This is a genomic window from Rhizobium sp. TBD182, assembly GCF_001950375.1.
Taxonomy (GTDB): Bacteria; Pseudomonadota; Alphaproteobacteria; order Rhizobiales; family Rhizobiaceae; genus Agrobacterium; species Agrobacterium tumefaciens.
On sequence record NZ_BDLN01000005.1, the window covers coordinates 265,972 to 288,158 of the forward strand.

Genomic DNA, 22,187 nt, shown 5'->3' on the forward strand with positions numbered 1-22,187 from the left:
AGCAGCAGCACTACTGGGGCCGGGAGGCGAATACGAATGTCATTTTGCATCAGAACCTCCCTAGCTGGTGTTGAAGATGTCGCCTTGTAGCGCAAAAATTAATCGTTGACCAGCCGCAAAGATGCCGAACGCGTCAGAAAAGCTCTCGATTGCGACCAATTCTGCCGAACGGGCGGAGATGACCCGCGAAGGTCTCCGCCCGTCGTGATGCCTGGATGCACAGCTTACTCGGTGGCGTCCTGCGCCTGCCCGAGCGCCTTGATCTGCGCCAGAGTATCGGCCAGCGTGGCCGAGGTGTCGGAATAAAGATCATCGTCCTGCACCTGCGGATTGCCCACATGCAGATCGGTCAAATGGACGAAATTCGCCCGTTCGGACATGATATCTTCCTGTTTTTGCTGCGCGGAATCCGGATCGAAACAACGGCGATCCGACGCAACCGGATGTGCCGGATCGGCCTGACGACACGTTGGTTAATGGTTAGCCCGACTGTGTGTCACGCGAATGAATACGGCACGCTTCGAAACGGTCTTCTCGGGCTGCATCTGTCACAAGCCCGCCGCCCGTGATAAGCGGTCCGGCATTCCAAACGCGGTGAGAAGACCATGAGCGATATCAGACCCGAAATCAGGATTGCCCTCTACCAGCCGGATATTCCTGGCAATACCGGCACGATCCTGCGGCTGGCGGCCTGTCTCGGCCTCGGCGTCGATATCATCGAGCCGGCCGGTTTCGATATTTCCGACCGCAACCTTAAAAGGGCAGGCATGGATTATATCGCAGCGGCGGCGCTGACGCGCCACGTCAGCTGGGACCGGTTTGAGGAGTGGCGCGCAACCACCGGACGCCGCCTCGTTCTCGCCTCCACCAAGGCCGCCCTACCCTATACGAAAATCGCCTATCACCAAGACGATATCCTGCTTTTCGGCCGTGAAAGTGCTGGTGTGCCGGACCACGTTCATGAAAAGGCGCAGGAGCGAATCATCATCCCGATGGTCGAGGGGCAGCGCTCCATCAACGTCGCAATGTCCGCCGCGATGATCACCGGCGAGGCTTTGCGCCAGACCGCATGGTCGTAAGCGCCTTTTTTAGCGCCATTTTTTCGTGCAAATACAAAAATTGACCGTTTTTGCTTCAAAACTGTCGCAACCCGGCCTGTACCGAAGGCGTTCAGGCTCCTATACTTATTAGCCGGACAACAAAAATCGCCCTCGCCGCAGCCATCCGCCGGCGGGTGTGAGGAGACGTCGCATGCAATCCACCATTGTCATCGTCAACCTTCTCGGCGCAGTCGCGCTGCTGCTCTTTGGTCTTGCCCAGGTCAAGGATGGGGTTACCCGAGCCTTCGGCATGAAATTGCGAAGTGTATTGGCGACGGGCACCCAGAGCGGCCCGCGTTCCTTCTTTTCCGGCTTTTTCGCCACTGTCGCGCTGCAAAGCTCGACGGCAACCGCGCTTACCGTCGCCTCCTTCGCAGAACGCGATCTCATCAAGCCGCGCATGGCGCAGGTCGTGCTGCTCGGCGCCAATGTCGGCACCGCCGTCACCGCCTGGATTGTCGCGGCCGGTGTGGAGTGGCTGTCGCCACTGCTGATCCTCTCCGGTATCGTGCTCAAAAAGGGTAGCTCAAACGCCCGACAAGGTGGCGGAACCGCGGTCATCGGCATCGGCCTGATGCTTCTGTCATTGCATCTGTTGAGCGGCGCGACCGAACCGATGCGTGCCTCGCCAGCCCTTGGCGTCTTCATCGGTCTGCTTGATGGCGCGTGGCCCGTCGCGTTGATCTTCTCCGCCGTGCTGGCCTTCGTCTCCTCCTCCAGCCTCGCTGTCGTGGTGCTTATCCTGTCGCTTGCTGCTACCGGCACGCTGTCCGCCGGTCTCATCATCGTTCTCATTCTCGGCGCTAATCTCGGCGGCGCCATTCCGCCGGTCATCGCCACGCTCTCCGGCCCGGCCTCGGCGCGGCGCATCACCATCGGCAACCTTGTGGTGCGCACCATCGGCTGCCTCATCGCCATGCCACTCGCATCCTATGGCGCAACGCTTTTGCAGCAATTGCCGCTTTCGCCCGCCAAATTGCCTGTTGATGCGCATCTCATCTTCAATGTCATTCTGGCAGCGGTTGCCTGGCCGTTCTCAGCCCTCATATCCGACCTGATGGCAAAGCTGGTGCCGGGCGATTCGAAAGCCGAAGATGGCCCGAATTTCCTCGATCAGCAGGCGCTGGATACGCCTGTTGTGGCGCTCGCCAATGCCACACGTGAGGTCTTGAGCGTCGGCGATGCTATCGAGCGCATGCTGATCCGCGCCGAAAACGCCTTCAAGCATAATGATCTGGCACCCCTTCAGGAAGTGTCCCTGCTCGAAAAGAAGGTCGATCGCCGTCAGCAGGAGGTGAAGGTCTATCTTTCCCAACTGGGGCGCAAAGGGCTTGCAGACGACGAAGCGCGCCGTTCGATCGCCATCATCGATTACGCGATCAATCTCGAACATATCGGCGACATCATCGAAAAAGGCATTTGCGAGCAGATCCGCAAGAAGGTGCTGAACAGCTTCAAATTTTCCGACGACGGTTATGAGGAGCTGAAGACGCTGTTCGACATGACAATCGAAAATCTGCGGGCTGCCCAGAGCATCCTGGTGACCGGCGATTTCGAACTCGCCCGCCGGCTGATGGAAAGCAAGGTGGATATACGCCGCCTCGAAAAACAGTCGTCCAACCGCCATCTGGAGCGGCTGCGCGATGGGCTGACGGAAAGCATGCAGACGAGTTCACTGCATCTCGACATGCTGCGCGACCTGAAGCGCATAAACGCCCATATCGTGTCTGTGGCGCATCCCATTCTGGATGAAAGCGGCGTTTTGATCGAAAGCCGCCTGCGTTACGCCGAACCGCGTGCTTAAAGCTTAGTCTGCCGAAGGAAGCCGCCGCATCGTGAATTCGATGCGGTCGCCTTCCAGCTGTCGCCAGCTTTCCACTTCGGTCCAATAGGCGGCCTTCGGAAAACTGTCGAACCACTCGCGCGCCTTGGCACGGGCTTCTTCACGGTCGAGACAAAAGGTCTGCCGCACGAACATACCGTTGCGCATCGGATCGCCGCCGTCACTTTCACGCGCCTTGCGGTGATTGGCGATCCTGCGCTTCAGCCCGTCCAGGGGCGGCGGTCCGGCAAATTTCGTCATGATATTCACCTCTGGCACCTACATCGCTAAAGATAGTGCCCGCATGTGAACTTGGCGAGTCGAATTTGTGCGCAAGGCCAGCACCTGCTAGATGCGACAGGGAATCGACTTCACCAAAGGAGAACATGCATGGAACGGCCATCTTTGCCGAAGGGCTTGCCCGAGGACATAGAAGACAAGAAGGCCGCCGCCCAGGCCTGGTTCCAGCATCTGCGCGACACCATCGTTACCTCCTTCGAAACCCTTGAAGACGAGCTGAGCGGCCCGCTCGCCGATCAGGAACCGGGACGCTTCGTGCAGAAGGACTGGCTGCGCGACAATGGCGCGGGCGGCGGCGGCAAGATGTCGATGATGGAGGGCCGCGTCTTCGAAAAGGTCGGCGTCCACACCTCCACCGTCTATGGTGAGTTCTCGCCGGAATTCCGCCAGCAGATACCGGGCGCGGAAGAAGACCCCAGCTTCTGGGCCTCGGGCATTTCGCTGATCGCCCATCCGGTCAATCCCAATGTGCCGGCTGTTCATATGAATACCCGCATGGTCGTCACCACCAGCCACTGGTTCGGCGGCGGCGCGGACCTGACGCCCGTGCTTGGACGCCGGCGGACGGAACAGGACCCGGACACCCAGCTTTTCCACCGCGGCTTCGAGATCACCTGTAACCGCCATCCCGTGGCCGACTATCCGCGCTACAAGTCGTGGTGCGACGAGTACTTCTTCCTCAAGCACCGCAACGAGCCGCGCGGCACCGGCGGCATCTTTTTCGACTGGCTGCACCCGGAAGAGGAAAAGGGCGGCTGGGGCGCCAATTTCGCCTTCGTGCAGGATGTTGGCCGCGCCTTCAACCTGGTCTACCCAAAAATCGTGCGATCCAATTTCAACCAGCCCTGGACGGAAGAGGACCGCGACGAGCAGCTCATTCGCCGTGGCCGCTATGTGGAATTCAACCTGCTTTACGACCGCGGCACGATCTTCGGCCTCAAGACCGGCGGCAATGTCGAATCGATTCTGTCTTCCCTGCCGCCCGTGGTCCGCTGGCCCTGAAATACTCACGTAAATTTGACGCCCGTCAGGAATTTGGGCGCAAATCGCGCAAATTAGGACTTATGGAAAAATAAAGGCAATGATAATCTCCTGCGTGCAGACGTACTGGAGGAGCTATCGTCATGATTACTTCGAACAGCATGCCTATATCTGCTTCCGCTGAGGGAGCCTCGCATTCCATCGATACCCCTGATTTGATCGACCGCATGGCAGCGGAAATGCGTGCCACCGGCGATCGCGAACTGCCGCATTCCTTTTATGTCGAACAGGTAAAACGCACGCTTGCCGGAAAAGCGGTGACGCGGGCCGACAATGACGAAATGCCTCGTACAAAAATCCCGGCAGCCGGCACATCCTCTGTTTTCCAGTGCTGGGCGATGCCCGAATAGGGCCTGAACAGGGTCAGCGGACGCCGCTCTGGAACATTAGCGGCGACCGTTCGTTTCTTGTCAGAGGGACAGCAGGCATTTGCAGGCTGTCCCTCTGTCTAAAACAGGGAGGCAAGACCATGAGACTGTTTGAATGTGGAACGCTCGTGCCCGGCTGTGCCTGGCACACCCGCGCGGACGACGACGCGGAAGTCGTGCGCCGCACCGTGGAACATATGCGATCGGCCCACGGCGAAACCATCATCCGCGAAAACATGATCGAAAACATCAAATCCCGCATCCGCGACGAGGCAAATGCGGCCTGAGCCGCAACGCCTTCGGCACTGCGATCTCAATTCTCCAGCATATCCTTCAGCCGGGCGGTCAGCGCTGCCCGGTCTAGCGAGAAATTGACTTCGATCCACTTTTCTTCGAGGCTTTTCAGCACCTCGCCTACCTTCGGACCGGACTCCACGCCCGCGGCCATCACATCAGCGCCGCTCAGCGGAAAGCCGGGTTTGTGGAACTTGTTCGCTCTCGTCAGCAGCATCGAAAGTCGCGCGACTTTCTGCATCGCCGCCTCACCGCCCGAAAGGTCGGCGCGGGCCGAGGCAAGCGCCAGTTTCAGCCGCGTCTTCACTCCGTCAACGCCCTGCCGGTAAAGCAGTCGGTCGAGCGCCGTCTCCTTCATCTCCGGATCGATCACCGGCGCGGAAGCCCAGTGGGCGAGATATGCAGCTTCAGCCTTCGACAGCCGCAGCCGCGCAGCAAGCGCCGTTAGCCTCTCCCTGTCGGACGGCACTATCGCAGCAAGCCGCAGCATCGGGTCAACTGTCCAGCCAAGCGCCTGTTCGGTTGCCACCAGCCCGTGAATGGCGTCGATACCCCATTTTTCCGTTTCGGGAAGAATTTCCGCCAACACGCCGGATTGCCGCATCCACAGCAAGGCGCGGGAGGGATCGCGCGCGGAAAGCAGCTTTTTCAGCTCGCTCCACACCCGCTCGGCCGAGAGCGTCCCAAGCTTGTCCTTGGCCCGCGCACTGGCGCGCAAGCCATCGGCATCAGGACGACCGGAACCATAATGGGCAAAAAAGCGGAAGAACCGAAGAATCCGCAGATAATCTTCCGAAATCCGCATTGCCGCATCGCCGATGAAACGCACCGTGCCGGTTTCAATGTCGGGAAGGCCATCGATGAGGTCGATGATCTCGCCCTTCTCGTCGGCGTAAAGTGCGTTGATGGTGAGATCGCGCCGCTCGGCATCGATCTGCCAGTCTGTGCCAAAAGCGACCTGCGCATGGCGGCCATTGGTCTCGACATCGCGGCGCAGCGTCGTCACCTCGAAACCTTCGCCGTCGATCACCAGCGTCACCGTACCGTGTTCTATGCCGGTCGGTACCGCCTTGATGCCCGCCGCCTTGGCGCGCTCAACCACCACATCGGGGGTAAGCGTCGTCGCCATATCGACATCGACGACCGGTTGTTCCATCAGCGCATTGCGCACGGCGCCGCCGACGATCCGCACCTCGCCGCCATCGGCGTTCAACAGCGCGAAGATGCGCTTCAGCGCCGGCTTTTCAAACCAATCCCGCCCGGCAAGGCTGCTCATGAATAAAACCTCTCGTAAATCGTTCGCACGATGCCCGCCGTAATGCCCCAAATGTAGCGCTCGCCATAGGGCATTTCGTAGAAAAACCGCTCCTTCCCCTGAAAGATGCGGCTGCCGCGCCCGTGATTGGCTGGGTCCATCAGGAAAGACAGCGGCACCTCGAAAACCTCATCCACTTCCGTGGGATTGAGCGTCAGGTCAAAGCCGGGACGAACGACCGACAGCACCGGCTTGATGCGAAAACCGGTACCGGAAATATAATCCGGCAGACGCCCGACTGTTTCCACGAAAGATCGCGAGAGGCCGATCTCCTCTTCCGTCTCGCGCAGGGCCGCCTCTTCCGGTGTGCGGTCCCCGGCATCGATGCCACCGCCCGGAAAGGAAATCTGGCCGGAATGTTTGCGCAGGGTTGCGGTGCGCTGGGTGAAGATCACCCGCGCTTCGTTGCCGTCGTCGATGACAGGCACCAGCACGGCGGCGTCCTTTAGCCTTATGCCGTTTCCCGAAAGCACCACGCCCGGATTGAGCAGATGATCGCCATTCTCGCGTTCCGCCACGCCCTCGCCTTCCTCCAGCACCCGGCGGCGGAAATCGGCGGCGGTAAAAGTTTCAAGGCGGGTTGTCGTCATCGTCATTGTGAAAGCCGTTCCAGTTCATTGGCGGGCATCACGGGAAAGACAACCCCGCCCGAGCGCACGGCAAACATCTCGACGCCGTCCACGTCGATCACCTCGCCGAGCGCCACGAGATCATACATCACCGCCCGCGAGACGAGCGCCTCCAGCCTGCCGCGCACCAGAATGTAGGGTTTCAATTCGCGGTTTTCTCCGAAAATCGTAAAGCGTAGCGGATGCTCCGGCCCGGCCTCCACCACATCGCCGACATTGGTGCGGAAGGTCAGCAGCGGCCCGCCATCCTTCTCGCCCGCCGTCACCTTCATCTCGACGGCCACGAAAGGTGCATCCACTACGCGGATGCCGACTTTTTCCACAGGAGTTACAAGATAGGTCTTGCCGTCGTCATCCTTGCGCAGGACCGTGGAAAACAGCCGCACTAGCGGTGCCCGGCCAATGGGCGTACCCATATAGAACCAGGTGCCGTCTGCGCGGATTTCCATGTCGAGATCGCCGCAAAAGGGGGGATTCCAGCGCTCCACCGGGGCAGGTCCACGTTTGGCGTCGCCGGTCTGCTCGGCGGCGCGGGAAATCATCGCCGCCAGCCCTGCTGCATCGCTTGCCGAATTTATCGTCTCCGCTGCCATATTCGAGTCTCGCTTTGCCGATAAGGAAATACTAAGTCACGACATAGTCATTCGAATGGCGCTTGTCAGCGGCCAAGAGAGCAATAAGCTAGTTGCAGCGCGAAATCCGCTCCGGCCAATGGCCATCAAGATCGGGGCAGGAATGGGTCGGCGGCAAAGGTATGAGGAGAGCGACATGGGCGTGATGAATACCGGCGAAACCCTCGACGAAAAAGCCATCGTCGCCTCGGCCGAAAAGGCGCTTTCGGATATTGCCGCGATCCGCGCGGAGGTATCCAAGGTCATCTTCGGCCAGGAAAAAGTGGTGCAGAACACGCTTCTCGCAATACTCTCGGGCGGCCACGCGTTGCTCGTCGGCGTTCCCGGGCTTGCCAAGACCAAGCTCGTCACCACGCTCGGAACGGTTCTCGGGCTTGATGCCAACCGCATCCAGTTCACACCGGACCTCATGCCGTCGGATATTCTCGGCTCCGAAGTCATGGATCAGGATGAAAACGGGCGGCGCTCCTTCCGCTTCATAAAAGGTCCGGTGTTTGCGCAATTGCTGATGGCGGATGAAATCAACCGCGCCAGCCCGCGCACGCAGTCCGCGCTGCTGCAGGCCATGCAGGAATATCACATCACCATGGCCGGCCAGCGTTACGATCTGCCGAAACCCTTCCACGTTCTCGCAACCCAGAACCCGCTGGAACAGGAAGGCACCTATCCACTGCCTGAAGCGCAGCTCGACCGCTTCCTGCTGCAGGTGGATGTCGGCTATCCCGAGCTTGCCGCCGAACGCCAGATATTGCTCGACACGACAGGCACCGCATCGGGCGAGGCACGCAAGGTTATCGACGCTGAACGCATGATGGAAATCCAGGCGCTCATCCGCCAGATGCCGGTCAGCGACAAGGTGGTGGACGCGATCCTTTCGCTTGTCCGCTCTGCCCGCCCCGGCCACGGCAACAAATTGACCGACAAACACGTTGTCTGGGGCCCAGGTCCCCGCGCCGGCCAGTCCCTGATGCTGACGGCACGCGCCCGTGCGCTTTACGAAGGCAGGCTCGCGCCGTCGCTGGACGATGTCTATGCGCTGGCCGAACCGGTGCTGGAGCACCGCATGGCGCTGACATTCGCTGCCCGCGCCGAAGGCATGTCGGTGCGCGATGTCATCGCAGCCCTTGTGGAGCAGGCGAAGAACTAAGGCATCGGACCGAAAAGTGTGACGCTGTTTTCGGAAAATCCGATGCTCGACAAAAAACTCGGAGCGGCCCGCCGCTCTGACATCTGCCTAAGCTTTCTCGAAAGGAGTGCCTGTGGCATCCATCGGCCAGATCGTAGATAAGACACCGGGTAGCGAAGTCCTGGCGCGCGCGCGCCAGCGTGCCGCACTGGTGCCGGACTGCATGGTCGAAGCCAAGCGCATCGCCAACACCGTCACCGCCGGCTGGCACGGCCGCCGCAAGCGCGGCATCGGCGAGAATTTCTGGCAGTTCCGCCCCTATTCCGAAGGCGAGAGCCTGTCGCGTATCGACTGGCGACGCTCGGCCCGCGACGACCACACCTATGTGCGCGATCGGGAATGGGAAGCTGCCCACACCATCTGGCTGTGGGCCGACATGTCGCCGTCGATGATGTTCAAATCCACACTCGGCTCTGTTTCCAAGGAAAGCCGCGCTTTGGTGCTGATGCTGGCGCTGGCGGAAATCCTTGCGCGCTCGGGCGAGCGCATAGGTTGTCCCGGTATCATGGAGCCCATCTCGGCCAGAAACGCCGCCGAACGTCTGGCTGCCGCCATCATGCACGCGCCGCTCACCACAGGCATGCCGGAAACGGGCATGATCCGCGGTGCAAGCGACATCGTCCTCATAGGCGATTTTCTCGACGATGCGAAAAACGTCATGGAGCGGATTTCGCCACTCGCGCGGCGCGGCTTGCGCGGCCATGTGGTGGAAATCGCCGATCCGGCCGAAGAAACCTTCCCCTATTCGGGCCGCACCGAATTTACCGACCCGGAAACCGGTGAAAAACTCGTCTCCGGCCGCGCGGAAACGATTCGCGAGGATTATACCCGCGCCTATCTCGCCCGCCGCGAAGCGCTGTCTTCTTCGCTGCGCCGTCTAGGCTGGAATTTCGTGTTTCACCGCACCGATCATCTAGCCTCCGAGGCGCTTGTGGCTGTTCACATGTATTTGTCCGGTGCGCCCGCGCAAGGCGGTGGCAACCGATGAGCGCATTGCCCTTCGTCTTCACCAGCCCCTATATTCTCTTCGGCCTTCTGGCGCTTCCAGCCATCTGGTGGCTGCTGCGGCTCACCCCGCCGCGCCCCAAGGCAGAGGTTTTTCCGCCGCTGAAAATTCTGGCCACCGTGCTGAAGCGCGAGGAAACGCCCTCGAAAAGCCCGTGGTGGCTGACATTGCTGCGCATCGCGCTCGCCGCCGCCGTGATTTTCGCGCTGGCCGATCCGGTGGTGAACCCCCGCAACAACAGCATTGCCGGCACTGGTCCCCTGGTGCTTGTGGTCGATAATAGCTGGGCCTCTGCAACTGATTGGCAGAGACGCGTCGAAACCTCTCAGGCCCTGATCGGCGATGCGGAAAGGGCCGATCGCCCCGTTTCCATCAGCTTCACCGCAGATGCCGAACATGACGCCGTGCCAGCCACCACGGCGGTGGCGCTGGACAAGCTCGCCGCCGCCAAGCCGAAGCCGCTTGCGCCCGACCGCGTGCGCACGGCGGAAGCCATTACCGAGGCGCTGAACGGCACCTCCCCCGGCACGCTCGCCTATATTGCCGACGGCGTTGCCACCGCGCAGGATGAAAGCGCACTCAAAACGCTGGCCAGCCTCTCAGCTGCCGAGTTCCGCATCGTCACGGGTGATGGGAAATCCATCGCCGCCATTACCGGCGCCGCCAACAATGCCGATGCGATGAGCGTCACGCTATCGCGGCTCGACACGGCCTCCCCCAGCCGGTTGACCGTCAATGCGCAGGACAGCCAGGGCCGCATCCTTGCCACTGGCATCGCCAGTTTCGCTCCCGGCGAAGCGGAAACGACGGCGACGGTGGAAGCGCCTTTCGAATTGCGCAACGACTTCGCCCGCCTCTCCATCGAGGCAGTTTCGACGGCGGGCGCGGTGCATCTTCTGGATGACGGTTTCCGCCGCCGCCGCGTGGCGCTGCTGGCCGGTGAAACCGGCAATGATTTCCAGCCGCTGCTGCAGCCGCTTTATTACATCAGCCGCGCCCTTCAGCCCTTTGTCGATCTCATCCCGCAACGACAGGCAGATCTTGCGCAGGCGATCCCGGAAATCCTGCAATCCAATCCTTCCGTCATCGTCATGGCCGATATCGGACGTCTGCCGCAGGAGACCTATGAGCCGATGCAGCGCTGGCTTGCCGCCGGCGGCACGCTGATCCGTTTTGCCGGACCGCGCCTTGCCGCAGCCCCCGCCGACGATCCGCTGGTACCGGTGACGTTGCGGCAGGGTGAACGCGCGCTTGGCGGCGCGCTCTCATGGGCCGAGCCACAGCCGCTTGCCGATTTCCCGAATTTCGGCGCCTTTGCCGGAATGCCGAAGGCCGATGGCGTGCTCGTAAAACGGCAGGTTCTTGCCGAACCGACACCGGATCTCGCCGAGCGCACCTGGGCGAGCCTTGCCGACGGCACGCCACTCGTCACCACACGCAATGTCGAAGCGGGCCGCATCGTGCTGTTCCATGTCAGCGCCGAGGCAAGCTGGTCCGACCTGCCGATATCAGGCCACTTCGTCGATATGTTGCGCCGTATCGTGCAATTGTCCAAGGCAGGCGGTGCTTCCACCTCCGCGAATGCCCCGGCCGCAGCATTACCGCCCTTCCGGCTACTGACGGCCGAAGGTGCCTTGTCAGCCGATGTCGGCTCCGCCCGGCCGTTGGAAATGCGCCCCGGTCAGGCTCCCCGCACCGGTTTCGACAATCCCCCCGGCCTTTATGGCACAGAGGATGGTTTCGTGGCTCTCAATCTTCTACCGGCTGGCGCCACGCTTCGCCCGCTCGATACCTCGCTCGCCGGTGTCAACACCACCAGCGAGGCACTGATCGGCGAAACGGCGAAATCGCTGCGCCCGGCCTTGTTCATCGCCGCCTTCCTGATGTTGATTGCCGACAGTCTCATCGTGCTCTTCATGAACGGCGCCTTCGCACGCCTGCCGAAAGCCCGCAGCGCCACAGCTGCCACCGTGCTGCTGGCCATTGGCGCCTTCGCCGCGATGTCCCCGAGCGATGTGCGCGCCGACGACCCCAAACCCGGTGACGAGCAGATTTTCGAGCGGCTGGACACGACGCATCTCGCCTATGTCCGCACCGGCGAGGACGATGTCGACCGCATTTCCGAACAGGGTTTGCAGGGATTGAGCGAATTCCTGACCTGGCGCACGACGCTGGAGCCCGGCCAGCCGGTCGGCCTCGATATATCCAAGGACGAATTATCCTTTTACCCGATCATCTACTGGCCGGTGTCGGCCTCCGCGCCCATGCCGTCGAGCGCTGCCATATCGCGCATCGATGCCTATATGCGCGCCGGTGGCACCGTTCTGTTCGACACGCGCGATCAGTTTTCGTCGCTCGACACTGGCGCGACCAGCCCCAATGGCGAACGTTTGCAGGCGATCCTCGCCAATATCGATATTCCGCCGCTTGAGCCCGTGCCGGAAGACCACGTCCTGACGCGGTCTTTCTACCTGCTCACCAATTTCCCCGGCCGCTACAACGGCTCGCCGCTCTGGGTGGAATCGCGCCAGGGAGCGGCGAAGACGACATCCGGCCTCTCTTCCTCCGGCGATGGCGTGACGCCGATCATGATAACAGGCAATGATTTTGCCGGCGCATGGGCCGTCGATGCGCAGGGCGCACCGGTGCTGCCCACTGTGCCGCCGGACGAGTTGCAGCGCGAACATGCGTTTCGCTCTGGCGTCAACATCATGATGTATATGCTGACCGGCAACTACAAGGCCGATCAGGTACACGTTCCCGCACTTCTCGAACGGTTGGGGCAGTGACATGACATTGACATTCGCCCCCTTCCTGCCGTGGATCGTGATTGCCGTTCTGGCCGTCGCCGCCCTTATTCTCTCCTTCATCGGCCTGTGGCGCGGCGTGCGCGGCGCATGGCTGCGCGGGCTGGCGCTTGTCGCCCTGCTTGCCGCCATCGCCAATCCGCTTTTGACGCAGGAGGAACGCGAGCCTCTCTCCACAATCGTCCCCGTTGTCGTCGATCGATCGCAGAGCCAGGACGTGCAGGACCGACCGCAGATGACGGATACAGCGCTTGCCGCGCTGAAAGACCGGCTGTCGCGCTTCCCGCGCATCGAACCGCGCATCGTGGAAGTGCGTGATGATGGTGAGAGCGATTCACCTTCGACGCAGCTTTTCTCGGCCCTCTCCTCCGCCGTCTCCGATGTTTCGCCCTCCCGCGTCGGCGGTGCGATTTTCCTCAGCGATGGCCAGATCCATGATATTCCGAATGCTCTGCCCAATGCCGAACAGGCGCTTGGTTTCCGCGCTCCCGTCCACGGGCTGATCACCGGCAAGGCCGATGAATTCGACCGCCGTATCGAGATCGTCCGCGCGCCGCGCTTTGGCATCGTCAACGAGGAACAGCAACTGACGCTGCGCGTCTTCGATGATGGCCGTGCAGCCGCAGGCGGTGGCTCGGCGGAAGTAACCGTGAAGATGAACGGCGAAGAAATCGCCACCTTGCAGGCCACACCCGGCCAGCCGACCCCCTTCACTTTCAAGGTTCCGCGCGGCGGCAACAATGTCATGGAATTCTCCGTCGCCGAGCTTCCCGGCGAAGTGACGGCCGCGAACAACCGTGCGGTTCACCTGATAGAAGGTATCCGGCAGAACCTGCGCGTGCTGCTGGTCTCCGGCGAGCCGCATGCCGGCGAGCGCGCCTGGCGCAACCTCCTGAAATCCGACGCCTCGGTTGATCTGGTGCATTTCACCATTCTGCGCCCGCCGGAAAAACAGGACGGTACGCCGATCAACGAACTGTCGCTGATCGCCTTCCCCACACGCGAATTGTTCGTGGAAAAGATCGAGGATTTCGACCTCATTATCTTTGACCGCTACCAGCATCGCGGCGTGCTGCCGATCCTCTATTACGACTACATCGCGCAATATGTCGAAAAGGGCGGCGCGCTCTTGATCGCCGCAGGCCCGGAACATGCCGGTCAGGATTCGATCGCCATGACGCCGCTTGCATCCGTGCTGCCGGCCCAGCCGACAGGCCAGGTGCATCAGTCCGCCTTTTATCCTCGCCTCTCGGAAGCGGGCAAGAAACACCCCGTTACCCGCGGGCTGGAAGGGTCGGGCGATGAGCCGCCGCATTGGGGCCGCTGGTTCCGCACCGTCAGCGTTGAGCCGCCGCAGGGCCAGACCGTGATGCTGGGTGACGGGCAGGACCCGCTGCTGGTGCTGAACCGCCAGGGTGAAGGCCGTGTCGCCATGCTGCTTTCCGATCAGGGCTGGCTTTGGGCGCGTGGCTACGAAGGCGGCGGCCCGCATGTGGCACTTTACCGGCGCATCGCACACTGGCTGATGAAGGAACCGGAGCTTGAGGAAGAGGCGCTGACGGCGCGCGCCAACGGCCGCACATTGCAAATTACCCGCCAGACCATCGGCGACGACCCCGGTCAGGCAAGCGTGCATTTCCCCTCGGGCAAAACCGAAAACATGGCCTTCAACAATACCGAGCCCGGTCTTTACAAGATCGAGCGTCGCATGGACGAGACCGGCCTGTTCGAAATCAAGAACGGCGATTTCACTACGCTTGTCCATGTCGGCGCGGTGGATGCGCCGGAATTCAAGGCAATGATTTCGACAACCGAAACGCTGAAGCCGCTTGCCGACGCCACCAAGGGCAGCGTGCACCGTGTCGCCGACAATTCGGGCCGCGTGGCACTGCCCGATATCCTGCCTGTCAGGGGCGATATCAGGGTTGCCGATGAGGATCGCATGCTGATACGCATGACCGACGAGACTGTGCTGAAAGGTGTCAATACCCTACCGCTGTTTGCCGGTTTTGCCGGGCTTGCCGCCCTGCTCCTTGCTTTCTCCGCGCTCTGGTGGCGTGAGGGCCGGTAGGAACTTTCCGGTGGAAGCTCAGGCGCTTTCACGTCTCGCAGTGGAAACGAGAAACGGCCGCCGCTCGGCGACCTGGGAAAGATAATCATGAATTTCGTTTTGAGCGACATCGCGGATGCAGAAGCTGAAAAGGCCATCCGCGATCCCCTGGTGGCCTATAATCTCGCCCGTTTTGGCGAAAGCGACAAACGCGAACTCATCATCACAATCCGCGACGATGAGAACACCGTCACCGGCGGTCTTGTCGGCTATACCGGCCGCGGCTGGCTTTATGTGCAGCTTCTCTTCATCCCCGAGACCTTACGCGGTCAAGGCACAGGCGCGAAGCTTCTCGGCATGGCGGAAGAGGAAGCGAAAAAGCGCGGCTGCATGGGCGCTTATATCGACACGATGAACCCGGATGCGCTGAGGCTTTATGAGCGCTGCGGTTTCACCAAGATCGGCTCGCTTGCCCCGCTCTCCAGCGGCCAGGCGATCACATGGCTTGAAAAGCGTTTCTAATCTGTTCGAGAGAAAGCGGTTGGCGCAGCAGTGTCAGGAGAGCGCCACCCGCCGCGTTTCCGCGTTGATCATCGTTGCGGCAATCGCAGCCAGCACCAGCAGCCCGGCGAAAATGCCGATGGCGAAACCGAAGCCCTGCGCGATGGCATAACCCAGCAACGACGGCGCCAGAAGGCCGCCCAGCCTTGCCATGGCGCCCGCAGCCCCCATGCCGGTCGCACGCGATTCCGTCGGGTACAATTCGGGCGTGAAGGCATAAAGCGCACCCCAGGTGCCGAGCAGCGCAAAGCTCATGATCAGAAGCGATGTGGCGATCATTGCGCCGCCTGTAGCGAGCGTGAAGAGCAGGCAACCGAGGGCGGACAGCAGGCAGAAACCGATCAGCGTCGGCTTGCGGCCCCATTTTTCAACGCCATAGGCGGCAAGCGCATAACCGGGGATCTGCGCCAGTGCCACCAGCACGAGGAAACCATAACCGCGCACGAAGCCGAAACCGTCTCCCGCCAGTTTTGCCGGCATCCAGGTGAAGATCCCATAATAGGAAACGGAGACAAGGAACCAGATGGCAAGGATCATGATGCTGCGCTGTCTGAGCGCCGGCGAAAATATCCCCTGCCCTTTTGAAACCTCGGGCTGAAAAAGCCCTGTCCCGGCATCAAGTGGCGCGCGGCCGTTTACCACCAGCATACGGTTGACGATGACCTTGGCTTCGTCCGATCGACCTCTCCGCACGAGGTAAAGCGGCGATTCGGGCACCATGAACCGTAAACCCAGACCCACAACGGCTGGGAAAGCCGTAACCGCGAAAATATAACGCCAGGCATCGACAACACCGGCAAGGCTGGCGCCCCACGCTGCAAGCGCCACGATCAGGGTTCCGATGGCCCAGAAGCCTTCCAGCATGACCAGCCAGCGGCCCCGGTTCTTTGCGGGCAGGAATTCCGCCATCATCGCATAATCCACCGGCAGGGTGCCGCCGACAGCCGCACCCGTTAGAAAACGCAGGACAAGAAGAATGGCAAAGTTCGGCGCAAAGACGGAAAGCACACCAAACACGGCATCACAGGCCACGGTGACGATCAACACTCGGCGGCGACCGTAACGGTCCGCCAAACGCCCGAAACCGGCAGCACCTAAAAGCATGCCAAAAAAGAAGGCCGTTCCGGTTTGAAGGGCCTGCGGAACAGTCAGGCCAAACGTTAGGGCAATCGAGGCGGCAGTGAAGCCGACCGCCAGCACCTGCATGGCATCCGCTGCCCAGACGAGGCCGAAAATACCCATCAACCGCCGTTGATAGGCGCCCGCACCTGCGCGTTCCAGCGCATCGTTCATGGTGATTGCCGTCATATGCTCGCCCCCGTGCCGAAATCGACTATCGAGTGCTATCGCATAGGGGAAAGAAACGGAATTGAATTTTGCGAAGTACGATGCATGGTTTCAAGGCAGAACACCATCCCGTCATCTTTAGCGAAATAACCGGCCAGTGTATGGGCGACTCAACGCTCCGTCCCTCATTTCTGTACCTGTCACAGGAATGAGGGAAAAGGACGCACTGGTGAGGGGCGGGAAATCCGACGTAACGAAATCCGTCAGCCGTAAACCCGAAGAGGCTCTTCGAAGCCGTCGTCTTCCGCCTGGGCTGCAGGCATGGCGGCCTCGCATTTGCGCCAGCCGATCTTGCCCTTCAGCCGCTGGTGCACGTCGTCACCAACAGGCACGACCAGCACCCGGTTCGGATCCACCGGGCCTGGAAAATCAAGCGCGGCGTAGGCGACCTTTTCGAAACCAAGCGGCATGTAATAGGGCGGATCGCCGATCAGAATGACGGCCTCCGAACCCTTCCGCCGGGCGGCAGCGATGGCAATCCGGACGAGTTCACGGCCGATGCCCATGTTCTTGTGCGAAGGCCGCACGGCAAGCGGGCCGAGCATATGGCCTTTCACCCCACCGGCCAAAACCGGCGTCATGCGCACCGAAGCGATCGTCTCGCCATCATCGGCGCAGACGAAGGACAGCGACCGGTCATGCGGACCCTGCTCGCGAATGCGCGCGGCGGCACGGGTGTGCCGACCGGGGCCGAATGCTTCTTCGTTGATGATTTCGATGATGGCGTCGTGCGACGCGTCCTCGGTGAGGTAGACAAGATCGTGCTTGGACATGAAGAGACCGAAACTTCCAAAATGCGGATGCGACAATAGATGACGGCTGCGCCGGTAAAGGCGTTCAGGAGCGTCAGCGTCGTCGGAGCATCCGTGTTTCGATCATAATCTACGATTTCCTCAGATTTGTGAAAATCGCAATTATCAGGAAAATTCCCACCCGTCCAGAACAAATCTCGGCACTATCCCATTCAGCCCATGCGAGACCGGAAACGCATTGTTCAATGCGCCACGGGTTCGCGGCACCGCGCTAAACGGTTAGGATTGCGGTCAAGGAAACAATCAAGGAGATCATCATGGGCATGCTGGTGGAAGGCGTATGGAAAGACGTCTGGTACGACACCAAGGAAACCAAGGGGCACTTCAAGCGCAGCGCCTCGCAATTTCGCAACTGGGTAACGGTGGATGGCGCGCCCGGGCCTTCCGGCGAAGGTGGCTTCAAGGCCGAGAAGGATCGCTACCACCTCTATGTGTCGCTCGCCTGCCCCTGGGCGCATCGCACCCTGATTTTCCGTAAACTGAAAAATCTGGAAGACCTGATTTCCGTTTCCGTCGTCGATCCGCTGATGCTGGAAAACGGCTGGGAGTTCAGACCGCTAGGCGAACGCACTCCGGGTGCAACCGAGGACCACCTCTTCGGCTTCTCCACACTGTGGCAGGTCTATACCAAAGCGGATGCCAACTATTCAGGACGGGTGACCGTGCCGGTACTGTGGGACAAAGAACGCGGCACCATCGTCTCCAATGAATCGGCCGAAATCATCCGCATGTTCAACGTGGCCTTCAACGACCTCACCGGATCGGCGGCGGATTATTATCCCGAAGCACTGCGCGCCGACATCGATGCGCTGAACGACGTTATCTACGACACCGTCAACAACGGCGTCTACAAGGCCGGTTTCGCCACCACCCAGGATGCTTATCAGCAAAATGCCGTGAAGGTGTTTGAAACGCTTGATATGCTGGAAGACCGGCTGAGGGACCGCCGTTTCCTGTTCGGTGCAGAACAGACGGAAGCAGACTGGCGTCTCTTCACCACGCTGGTGCGATTCGACCCTGTTTATGTCGGCCACTTCAAGTGCAACATCCGCCGCATTCACGATTACCCGCATCTCACGGGTTACCTCCGCGACCTCTACCAGACGCCAGGCGTGCCGGACACAGTCGATATCCGCCACATCAAGGAACATTATTACCGCAGCCACCTCACCATCAACCCGACAGGTATCGTGCCCGTTGGCCCGGAACTGGACCTTACCATGGCCCATGGCCGTGAGACGCTTGCCTGACGGCAGAGACGCCGCCGCTACCAGTAGTCGGCAATCGCCGCCTTGCCGGAAAGTTCGGCAAGGCGGCGGCGGGTGGCGGGCGTCACATTTTCCGGCAGGTCCGAGAGATCGAAAAAACCGCTTTCGGTGATTTCATGATCCGGTGTTTTCGGCGTGGTCTGGGTGACCTGAAGCCGGTAGAGCGCCACATGATCGCGGTTGCTGCCTTCCAGATTGAGGTAGACATGGACAAGCTCGGGGGTCGACGCAGCCTCGAGATTGCCTTCCTCGCGGATTTCCTTGTTGAGCGCCATCAGCAGCGTTTCACCGCGTTCCACCCCGCCGCCGGGCAGATACCAGCCGGGCAGATAGGTATGCCGCACCAGAAAAATCCGTCCCGCATCATCGAAGCAGAGCGCACGTACACCGAGGGTGGCACCGCGTGTGAACAGAAAAACGAAATGAAGCAGGCGGATAAGGATACGCGTGTGGAACGGACGGGCCTGCCGCTCGGTTCTCTCGTCATTCACCCTGGTTTCTCCTTGCCGGCAGGCTTTTATTGGACGTGCCGCATATCATAGGTTATCTCTGCCGCCATGTTCAAACTTGCGCATATTTCAGACGTCCATCTCGGGCCATTGCCAAAACTTACTTTCCGGGAACTTGCATCCAAGCGTATCACCGGTTTCGTCAACTGGCACCGCAACCGCCGCAAGCACCTTTTCACCGACACGCTGGAAAAGCTGCTCGATGATCTCGAAGCCAAATCGCCGGATCATCTGGCTATTACCGGCGATCTCGTCAATCTTGCGACAGGCATTGAAATTCGTGCCGCCGCCGACTGGCTGGAAGAAGTCGGCGACCCTGAAAAGATCTCGGTCGTTCCCGGTAATCATGACGCCTATGTTTCCGGCGCGCACGACAAGGCAATGCGCGCCTGGTATCCTTATGTGCGTGGCGATGGCGACCCGGCGGAATGGGACGATGACCGCAAGATTTTCCCCTACATGCGCGTGCGCGGTCCCGTCGCACTGATCGGCTGCTCCACCTCGATTGCAACGCCACCCTTCTCGGCCACCGGCTATTTCGGCAACCGTCAAGCACGCGCAACCGCGGAACTCTTAAAAAAAGCCGGTGAACAGGGGCTGTTCCGCGTGGTGATGATCCATCACCCACCGATCCGCGGTGCGGCGGCTGCGCACAAGCGCATGTTCGGCATTCGCCGTTTCGCGGCAGCGCTTGGCGTTGGCGGCGCCGAGCTCGTGCTGCATGGCCACACCCATTTGAACACCGTATACTGGCTGAACACTCACCACGGGCAAGAGCACATCCCGGTCGTCGGCATCGCCTCCGCCAGCCAGGGACCGGGCGGCGAAAAACCGCGCGCGGCCTATAATCTCTTCCAAATTTCCGGTGGCCCCGGCACCTGGAACGTCGCCTGCGAACGCCACAGCCTCAACGACACCGGAACGGGTATCGGGCTTGAAGATATCAGGGTATTTTATGAGAATGGTAGGCCGTTGGGGTTTTCGCGGCTGGGGGGATAAACTCCGGAGTGTTGAGGTTAGAGTCTGTGGCTCACCCCCTCCGCCCTGCCGGGCATCTCCCCCACAAGGGGGGAGATCGGCAAGACGCTCTTTCGTCAATTCATTCTGAACGTTGAGATGGGCGAGACCGTGCCTAGGTCGATCTCCCCCCTTTTGGGGGAGATGCCCGGCAGGGCAGAGGGGGTAGCCCCACCCCCAAACGCCAACTTTACTTAACCCGCTCTTCCAGCACCCGATTGGCCGCCGAAACAATCGCCTCAAGCGAAGCGCCAACAATATTCGTATTCACCCCGGCGCCGAACAATTTTCCGCCCGGATGCTCCATCTCAACATAGGCAATGGCGGAAGCATTGGACCCATGTTGCAGCGAATGCTCGGAATAGTCATTCACCGACAGATCGATGCCGAGATAGACCGACAGCGCATTGATGAACCCGTCGATAGGACCGGTGCCCTTGCCCTCGATACGCTTCACCTCACCGTTATCGGTGATTTCGGCGGCGACAATGCGTACGCCCTTGAAATCGCCCGCCGGATAGGTGTGGTGATCGACGAACTTGATGCGCGCATTCGGCTGCGTCACGTAACGCTCCATGAAGCGCTCGTAGATGCGCTTGGCCGGCAGTTCCACGCCTTCTTCATCGGTGATGCGCTGGATGTCTTCGCGGAACTCCACCTGCAGGTTGCGCGGCAGGTTGATGCCGTAATCCTGCTGGAGAATATAGGCGATTCCGCCCTTGCCGGACTGCGAATTGATGCGGATGATCGCTTCGTAGGAGCGGCCGACATCCTTCGGATCGATCGGCAGATAGGGCACTTCCCATACCGGGTGATTGGCAACCTTGATCGCCTTCATACCCTTGTTGATCGCATCCTGATGCGAGCCGGAAAACGCCGTATAGACCAGTTCGCCGACATAAGGGTGGCGCTCGGGGATCGTCATCTCGTTCGAATATTCGTAGACCGCCTTGATGCGCTCAATATCGCGGCAATCCAGCTCAGGATCGACGCCCTGCGTATACATGTTCAGCGCCAGCGTCACGACGTCGACATTGCCGGTGCGCTCGCCATTGCCGAACAGCGTGCCCTCGACGCGGTCCGCACCGGCCATCAGAGCCAGCTCCGTCGCAGCGATGCCAGTGCCGCGGTCGTTGTGCGGATGCAGCGAAATGATGACGTTTTCGCGATTGTCGATATTGCGGCACATCCATTCGATCTGGTCGGCATAGATGTTCGGTGTCGCCATTTCGACTGTGGAAGGCAGGTTCAGGATCAGCTTGTTATCCGCCGTCGGCTTCACCACCTCGACCACGGCATTGCAGATTTCCAGCGCCACTTCCAGCTCGGTGCCGGTAAAGCTTTCCGGAGAATATTCGAAGCGGAAACCGCCGCCGGCCTTGGCCGCCATGTCGGTGATCATCTTGGCGGCATCGACGGCAATCTGCTTGATGCCGTGCACGTCCTTGCCGAATACCACGCGGCGCTGCAATTCCGAGGTGGAGTTGTAGAAGTGGATGATCGGCTTGTTGGCGCCTTCCAGCGCTTCGAAGGTGCGGGTGATCAGTTCAGGACGGCACTGCACCAGCACCTGCAGGGAAACATCCTCAGGCACATTGCCCTGCTCCACGCACCAGCGGGCAAAATCGAAGTCCGTCTGCGAAGCGGAAGGGAAACCGATCTCGATTTCCTTGAAGCCCATTTCGAGCAGCAGCTTGAACATGCGGGCCTTGCGGTCATGGCCCATGGGGTTGACCAGCGACTGGTTGCCGTCACGCAGGTCCACCGAACACCAGATCGGCGCCTTGGTGATGGTCTTGCCCGGCCACGTGCGGTCAGGAATATTGATGGTCGGGTAAGGGCGATACTTGACGTTCGCGTCCGACATGCCTTTGGAAATATTGGTGATCTTGCCGTCCATTTCGCTTCCTCCTTGCGCATTCCGCGGGCTTCTCGAGCCATCGGCGGATGCGCGGCCCTCAAGGGCCTAAATCCAGTATAAAATGAGATTTCGAGATGAGGAGCGTTTGCGCCAGCGGGCTTTCGGCCGCCGGGCGCTCCTCACTGGACCCGGCAACCGCGTGTAAGGTCGAGGCTAAGAAGCGAGAGTGCACCGCACGGAGAGGCAATCGCAGAAATCTGCG

At 60.6% G+C, this 22,187-nt stretch carries 21 protein-coding genes; 12 read left to right on the plus strand and 9 right to left on the minus strand.

Translation table 11 applies throughout. From position 1 onward, the window contains the following. Positions 1 to 224 precede the first annotated feature (224 nt). A complete protein-coding gene (locus tag T18_RS27185; protein ID WP_162993579.1) occupies positions 225 to 380 on the minus strand; it encodes a hypothetical protein in 156 nt (51 codons plus the stop codon). Between the two features lie 225 nt (positions 381 to 605). Between T18_RS27185 and T18_RS17190 the strand changes: the two genes are divergently transcribed. Together T18_RS17190 and T18_RS17195 are read left to right on the plus strand one after the other, a co-directional pair. Continuing rightward, entirely contained in the window at positions 606 to 1,079 is a 474-nt protein-coding gene (locus T18_RS17190; RefSeq protein ID WP_038491799.1) for a tRNA (cytidine(34)-2'-O)-methyltransferase, read from the plus strand. A gap of 172 nt (positions 1,080 to 1,251) precedes the next feature. Continuing rightward, positions 1,252 to 2,904: a Na/Pi cotransporter family protein gene (locus T18_RS17195; RefSeq protein ID WP_038491802.1), complete on the plus strand. Its 1,653-nt coding sequence runs from the start codon at positions 1,252 to 1,254 to the stop codon at positions 2,902 to 2,904. Between the two features lie 3 nt (positions 2,905 to 2,907). On the opposite strand, the gene T18_RS17200 is transcribed toward T18_RS17195, so the two are convergent. Beyond that, positions 2,908 to 3,183, minus strand: a complete 276-nt coding sequence (locus T18_RS17200; RefSeq protein ID WP_013636608.1) for a hypothetical protein — start codon at positions 3,181 to 3,183, stop codon at positions 2,908 to 2,910. Positions 3,184 to 3,312: 129 nt separating this feature from the next. Between T18_RS17200 and hemF the strand changes: the two genes are divergently transcribed. The 3 genes from hemF (at position 3,313) to T18_RS17215 (ending at position 4,918) form a co-directional block, all read left to right on the plus strand. Then, positions 3,313 to 4,224 (plus strand): oxygen-dependent coproporphyrinogen oxidase, encoded by a 912-nt coding sequence (hemF, locus tag T18_RS17205; protein WP_038491805.1) that lies wholly within the window; start codon positions 3,313 to 3,315, stop codon positions 4,222 to 4,224. A 122-nt stretch (positions 4,225 to 4,346) separates the two neighbouring features. Further along, positions 4,347 to 4,613: a hypothetical protein gene (locus T18_RS17210; RefSeq protein ID WP_003513532.1), complete on the plus strand. Its 267-nt coding sequence runs from the start codon at positions 4,347 to 4,349 to the stop codon at positions 4,611 to 4,613. Between the two features lie 119 nt (positions 4,614 to 4,732). Next, on the plus strand, positions 4,733 to 4,918 hold the full coding sequence (locus tag T18_RS17215) for a DUF1059 domain-containing protein (RefSeq protein ID WP_003513537.1): 186 nt from the start codon (positions 4,733 to 4,735) through the stop codon (positions 4,916 to 4,918). Positions 4,919 to 4,944: 26 nt separating this feature from the next. Here the strand turns inward: T18_RS17215 and T18_RS17220 are convergent, their stop codons facing one another. The 3 genes from T18_RS17220 to T18_RS17230 are packed head-to-tail and all read right to left on the minus strand — an operon-like array spanning position 4,945 to position 7,462. Further along, positions 4,945 to 6,201, minus strand: a complete 1,257-nt coding sequence (locus T18_RS17220; protein ID WP_038491810.1) for a CCA tRNA nucleotidyltransferase — start codon at positions 6,199 to 6,201, stop codon at positions 4,945 to 4,947. After that, a complete protein-coding gene (locus T18_RS17225) occupies positions 6,198 to 6,836 on the minus strand; it encodes an NUDIX hydrolase (protein ID WP_003513539.1) in 639 nt (212 codons plus the stop codon). The genes T18_RS17220 and T18_RS17225 overlap by 4 nt, the downstream gene beginning before the upstream one ends. Continuing rightward, on the minus strand, positions 6,833 to 7,462 hold the full coding sequence (locus T18_RS17230; protein WP_013636611.1) for a DUF1285 domain-containing protein: 630 nt from the start codon (positions 7,460 to 7,462) through the stop codon (positions 6,833 to 6,835). The genes T18_RS17225 and T18_RS17230 overlap by 4 nt, the downstream gene beginning before the upstream one ends. Before the next feature lie 175 nt (positions 7,463 to 7,637). Here T18_RS17230 and T18_RS17235 point away from each other — a divergent pair, with 175 nt between their 5' ends. From T18_RS17235 to T18_RS17255, 5 genes are all read left to right on the plus strand, one after another. Further along, positions 7,638 to 8,648 (plus strand): AAA family ATPase, encoded by a 1,011-nt coding sequence (locus tag T18_RS17235; RefSeq protein WP_003513541.1) that lies wholly within the window; start codon positions 7,638 to 7,640, stop codon positions 8,646 to 8,648. Between the two features lie 112 nt (positions 8,649 to 8,760). Next, positions 8,761 to 9,675 carry a DUF58 domain-containing protein gene (locus tag T18_RS17240; protein WP_038491814.1) on the plus strand — a complete coding sequence of 305 codons (915 nt, stop codon included), beginning with the start codon at positions 8,761 to 8,763 and terminating at the stop codon, positions 9,673 to 9,675. Next, on the plus strand, positions 9,672 to 12,482 hold the full coding sequence (locus tag T18_RS17245) for a DUF4159 domain-containing protein (protein WP_038491817.1): 2,811 nt from the start codon (positions 9,672 to 9,674) through the stop codon (positions 12,480 to 12,482). Before T18_RS17240 ends, T18_RS17245 begins: the two co-directional genes overlap by 4 nt. A 1-nt stretch (position 12,483) precedes the next feature. After that, a complete protein-coding gene (locus T18_RS17250; protein WP_038491819.1) occupies positions 12,484 to 14,571 on the plus strand; it encodes a membrane protein in 2,088 nt (695 codons plus the stop codon). An 87-nt stretch (positions 14,572 to 14,658) separates the two neighbouring features. Continuing rightward, entirely contained in the window at positions 14,659 to 15,072 is a 414-nt protein-coding gene (locus T18_RS17255; protein WP_013636615.1) for a GNAT family N-acetyltransferase, read from the plus strand. A gap of 33 nt (positions 15,073 to 15,105) precedes the next feature. On the opposite strand, the gene T18_RS17260 is transcribed toward T18_RS17255, so the two are convergent. Both T18_RS17260 and T18_RS17265 read right to left on the minus strand, forming a co-directional pair. Further along, on the minus strand, positions 15,106 to 16,419 hold the full coding sequence (locus tag T18_RS17260) for an MFS transporter (protein ID WP_025594177.1): 1,314 nt from the start codon (positions 16,417 to 16,419) through the stop codon (positions 15,106 to 15,108). 242 nt (positions 16,420 to 16,661) lie between these two features. Then, positions 16,662 to 17,231, minus strand: a complete 570-nt coding sequence (locus tag T18_RS17265; RefSeq protein WP_013636617.1) for a GNAT family N-acetyltransferase — start codon at positions 17,229 to 17,231, stop codon at positions 16,662 to 16,664. 296 nt (positions 17,232 to 17,527) lie between these two features. On the opposite strand from T18_RS17265, the gene T18_RS17270 reads away from it, so the two are divergent. Beyond that, entirely contained in the window at positions 17,528 to 18,520 is a 993-nt protein-coding gene (locus T18_RS17270) for a glutathione S-transferase family protein (protein WP_038491822.1), read from the plus strand. A gap of 17 nt (positions 18,521 to 18,537) precedes the next feature. Here the strand turns inward: T18_RS17270 and T18_RS17275 are convergent, their stop codons facing one another. Then, positions 18,538 to 19,029: an NUDIX domain-containing protein gene (locus tag T18_RS17275; protein ID WP_038491825.1), complete on the minus strand. Its 492-nt coding sequence runs from the start codon at positions 19,027 to 19,029 to the stop codon at positions 18,538 to 18,540. A 66-nt stretch (positions 19,030 to 19,095) separates the two neighbouring features. Here T18_RS17275 and T18_RS17280 point away from each other — a divergent pair, with 66 nt between their 5' ends. Then, positions 19,096 to 20,046: a metallophosphoesterase family protein gene (locus T18_RS17280; protein WP_038491828.1), complete on the plus strand. Its 951-nt coding sequence runs from the start codon at positions 19,096 to 19,098 to the stop codon at positions 20,044 to 20,046. A gap of 208 nt (positions 20,047 to 20,254) precedes the next feature. Here T18_RS17280 and leuA read toward each other — a convergent pair whose 3' ends face one another. Next, positions 20,255 to 21,964: a 2-isopropylmalate synthase gene (leuA, locus tag T18_RS17290; RefSeq protein ID WP_013636621.1), complete on the minus strand. Its 1,710-nt coding sequence runs from the start codon at positions 21,962 to 21,964 to the stop codon at positions 20,255 to 20,257. Positions 21,965 to 22,187 lie beyond the last annotated feature (223 nt).

Excerpts from the sequence above, each read along its gene's own strand:
- T18_RS17200 (WP_013636608.1), bottom strand. The coding sequence starts at position 3,183 with ATGACGAAATTTGCCGGACCGCCGCCCCTGGACGGGCTGAAGCGCAGG.
- T18_RS17190 (WP_038491799.1), top strand. The coding sequence starts at position 606 with ATGAGCGATATCAGACCCGAAATCAGGATTGCCCTCTACCAGCCGGAT.
- T18_RS17270 (WP_038491822.1), top strand. The coding sequence starts at position 17,528 with ATGGGCATGCTGGTGGAAGGCGTATGGAAAGACGTCTGGTACGACACC.
- T18_RS17280 (WP_038491828.1), top strand. The coding sequence starts at position 19,096 with ATGTTCAAACTTGCGCATATTTCAGACGTCCATCTCGGGCCATTGCCA.
- T18_RS17250 (WP_038491819.1), top strand. The coding sequence starts at position 12,484 with ATGACATTGACATTCGCCCCCTTCCTGCCGTGGATCGTGATTGCCGTT.
- T18_RS17245 (WP_038491817.1), top strand. The coding sequence starts at position 9,672 with ATGAGCGCATTGCCCTTCGTCTTCACCAGCCCCTATATTCTCTTCGGC.
- leuA (WP_013636621.1), bottom strand. The coding sequence starts at position 21,964 with ATGGACGGCAAGATCACCAATATTTCCAAAGGCATGTCGGACGCGAAC.
- T18_RS17220 (WP_038491810.1), bottom strand. The coding sequence starts at position 6,201 with ATGAGCAGCCTTGCCGGGCGGGATTGGTTTGAAAAGCCGGCGCTGAAG.
- T18_RS17215 (WP_003513537.1), top strand. The coding sequence starts at position 4,733 with ATGAGACTGTTTGAATGTGGAACGCTCGTGCCCGGCTGTGCCTGGCAC.
- T18_RS17230 (WP_013636611.1), bottom strand. The coding sequence starts at position 7,462 with ATGGCAGCGGAGACGATAAATTCGGCAAGCGATGCAGCAGGGCTGGCG.
- T18_RS17265 (WP_013636617.1), bottom strand. The coding sequence starts at position 17,231 with ATGTCCAAGCACGATCTTGTCTACCTCACCGAGGACGCGTCGCACGAC.
- T18_RS17195 (WP_038491802.1), top strand. The coding sequence starts at position 1,252 with ATGCAATCCACCATTGTCATCGTCAACCTTCTCGGCGCAGTCGCGCTG.
- hemF (WP_038491805.1), top strand. The coding sequence starts at position 3,313 with ATGGAACGGCCATCTTTGCCGAAGGGCTTGCCCGAGGACATAGAAGAC.
- T18_RS17225 (WP_003513539.1), bottom strand. The coding sequence starts at position 6,836 with ATGACGATGACGACAACCCGCCTTGAAACTTTTACCGCCGCCGATTTC.
- T18_RS27185 (WP_162993579.1), bottom strand. The coding sequence starts at position 380 with ATGTCCGAACGGGCGAATTTCGTCCATTTGACCGATCTGCATGTGGGC.
- T18_RS17235 (WP_003513541.1), top strand. The coding sequence starts at position 7,638 with ATGGGCGTGATGAATACCGGCGAAACCCTCGACGAAAAAGCCATCGTC.
- T18_RS17255 (WP_013636615.1), top strand. The coding sequence starts at position 14,659 with ATGAATTTCGTTTTGAGCGACATCGCGGATGCAGAAGCTGAAAAGGCC.
- T18_RS17210 (WP_003513532.1), top strand. The coding sequence starts at position 4,347 with ATGATTACTTCGAACAGCATGCCTATATCTGCTTCCGCTGAGGGAGCC.
- T18_RS17260 (WP_025594177.1), bottom strand. The coding sequence starts at position 16,419 with ATGACGGCAATCACCATGAACGATGCGCTGGAACGCGCAGGTGCGGGC.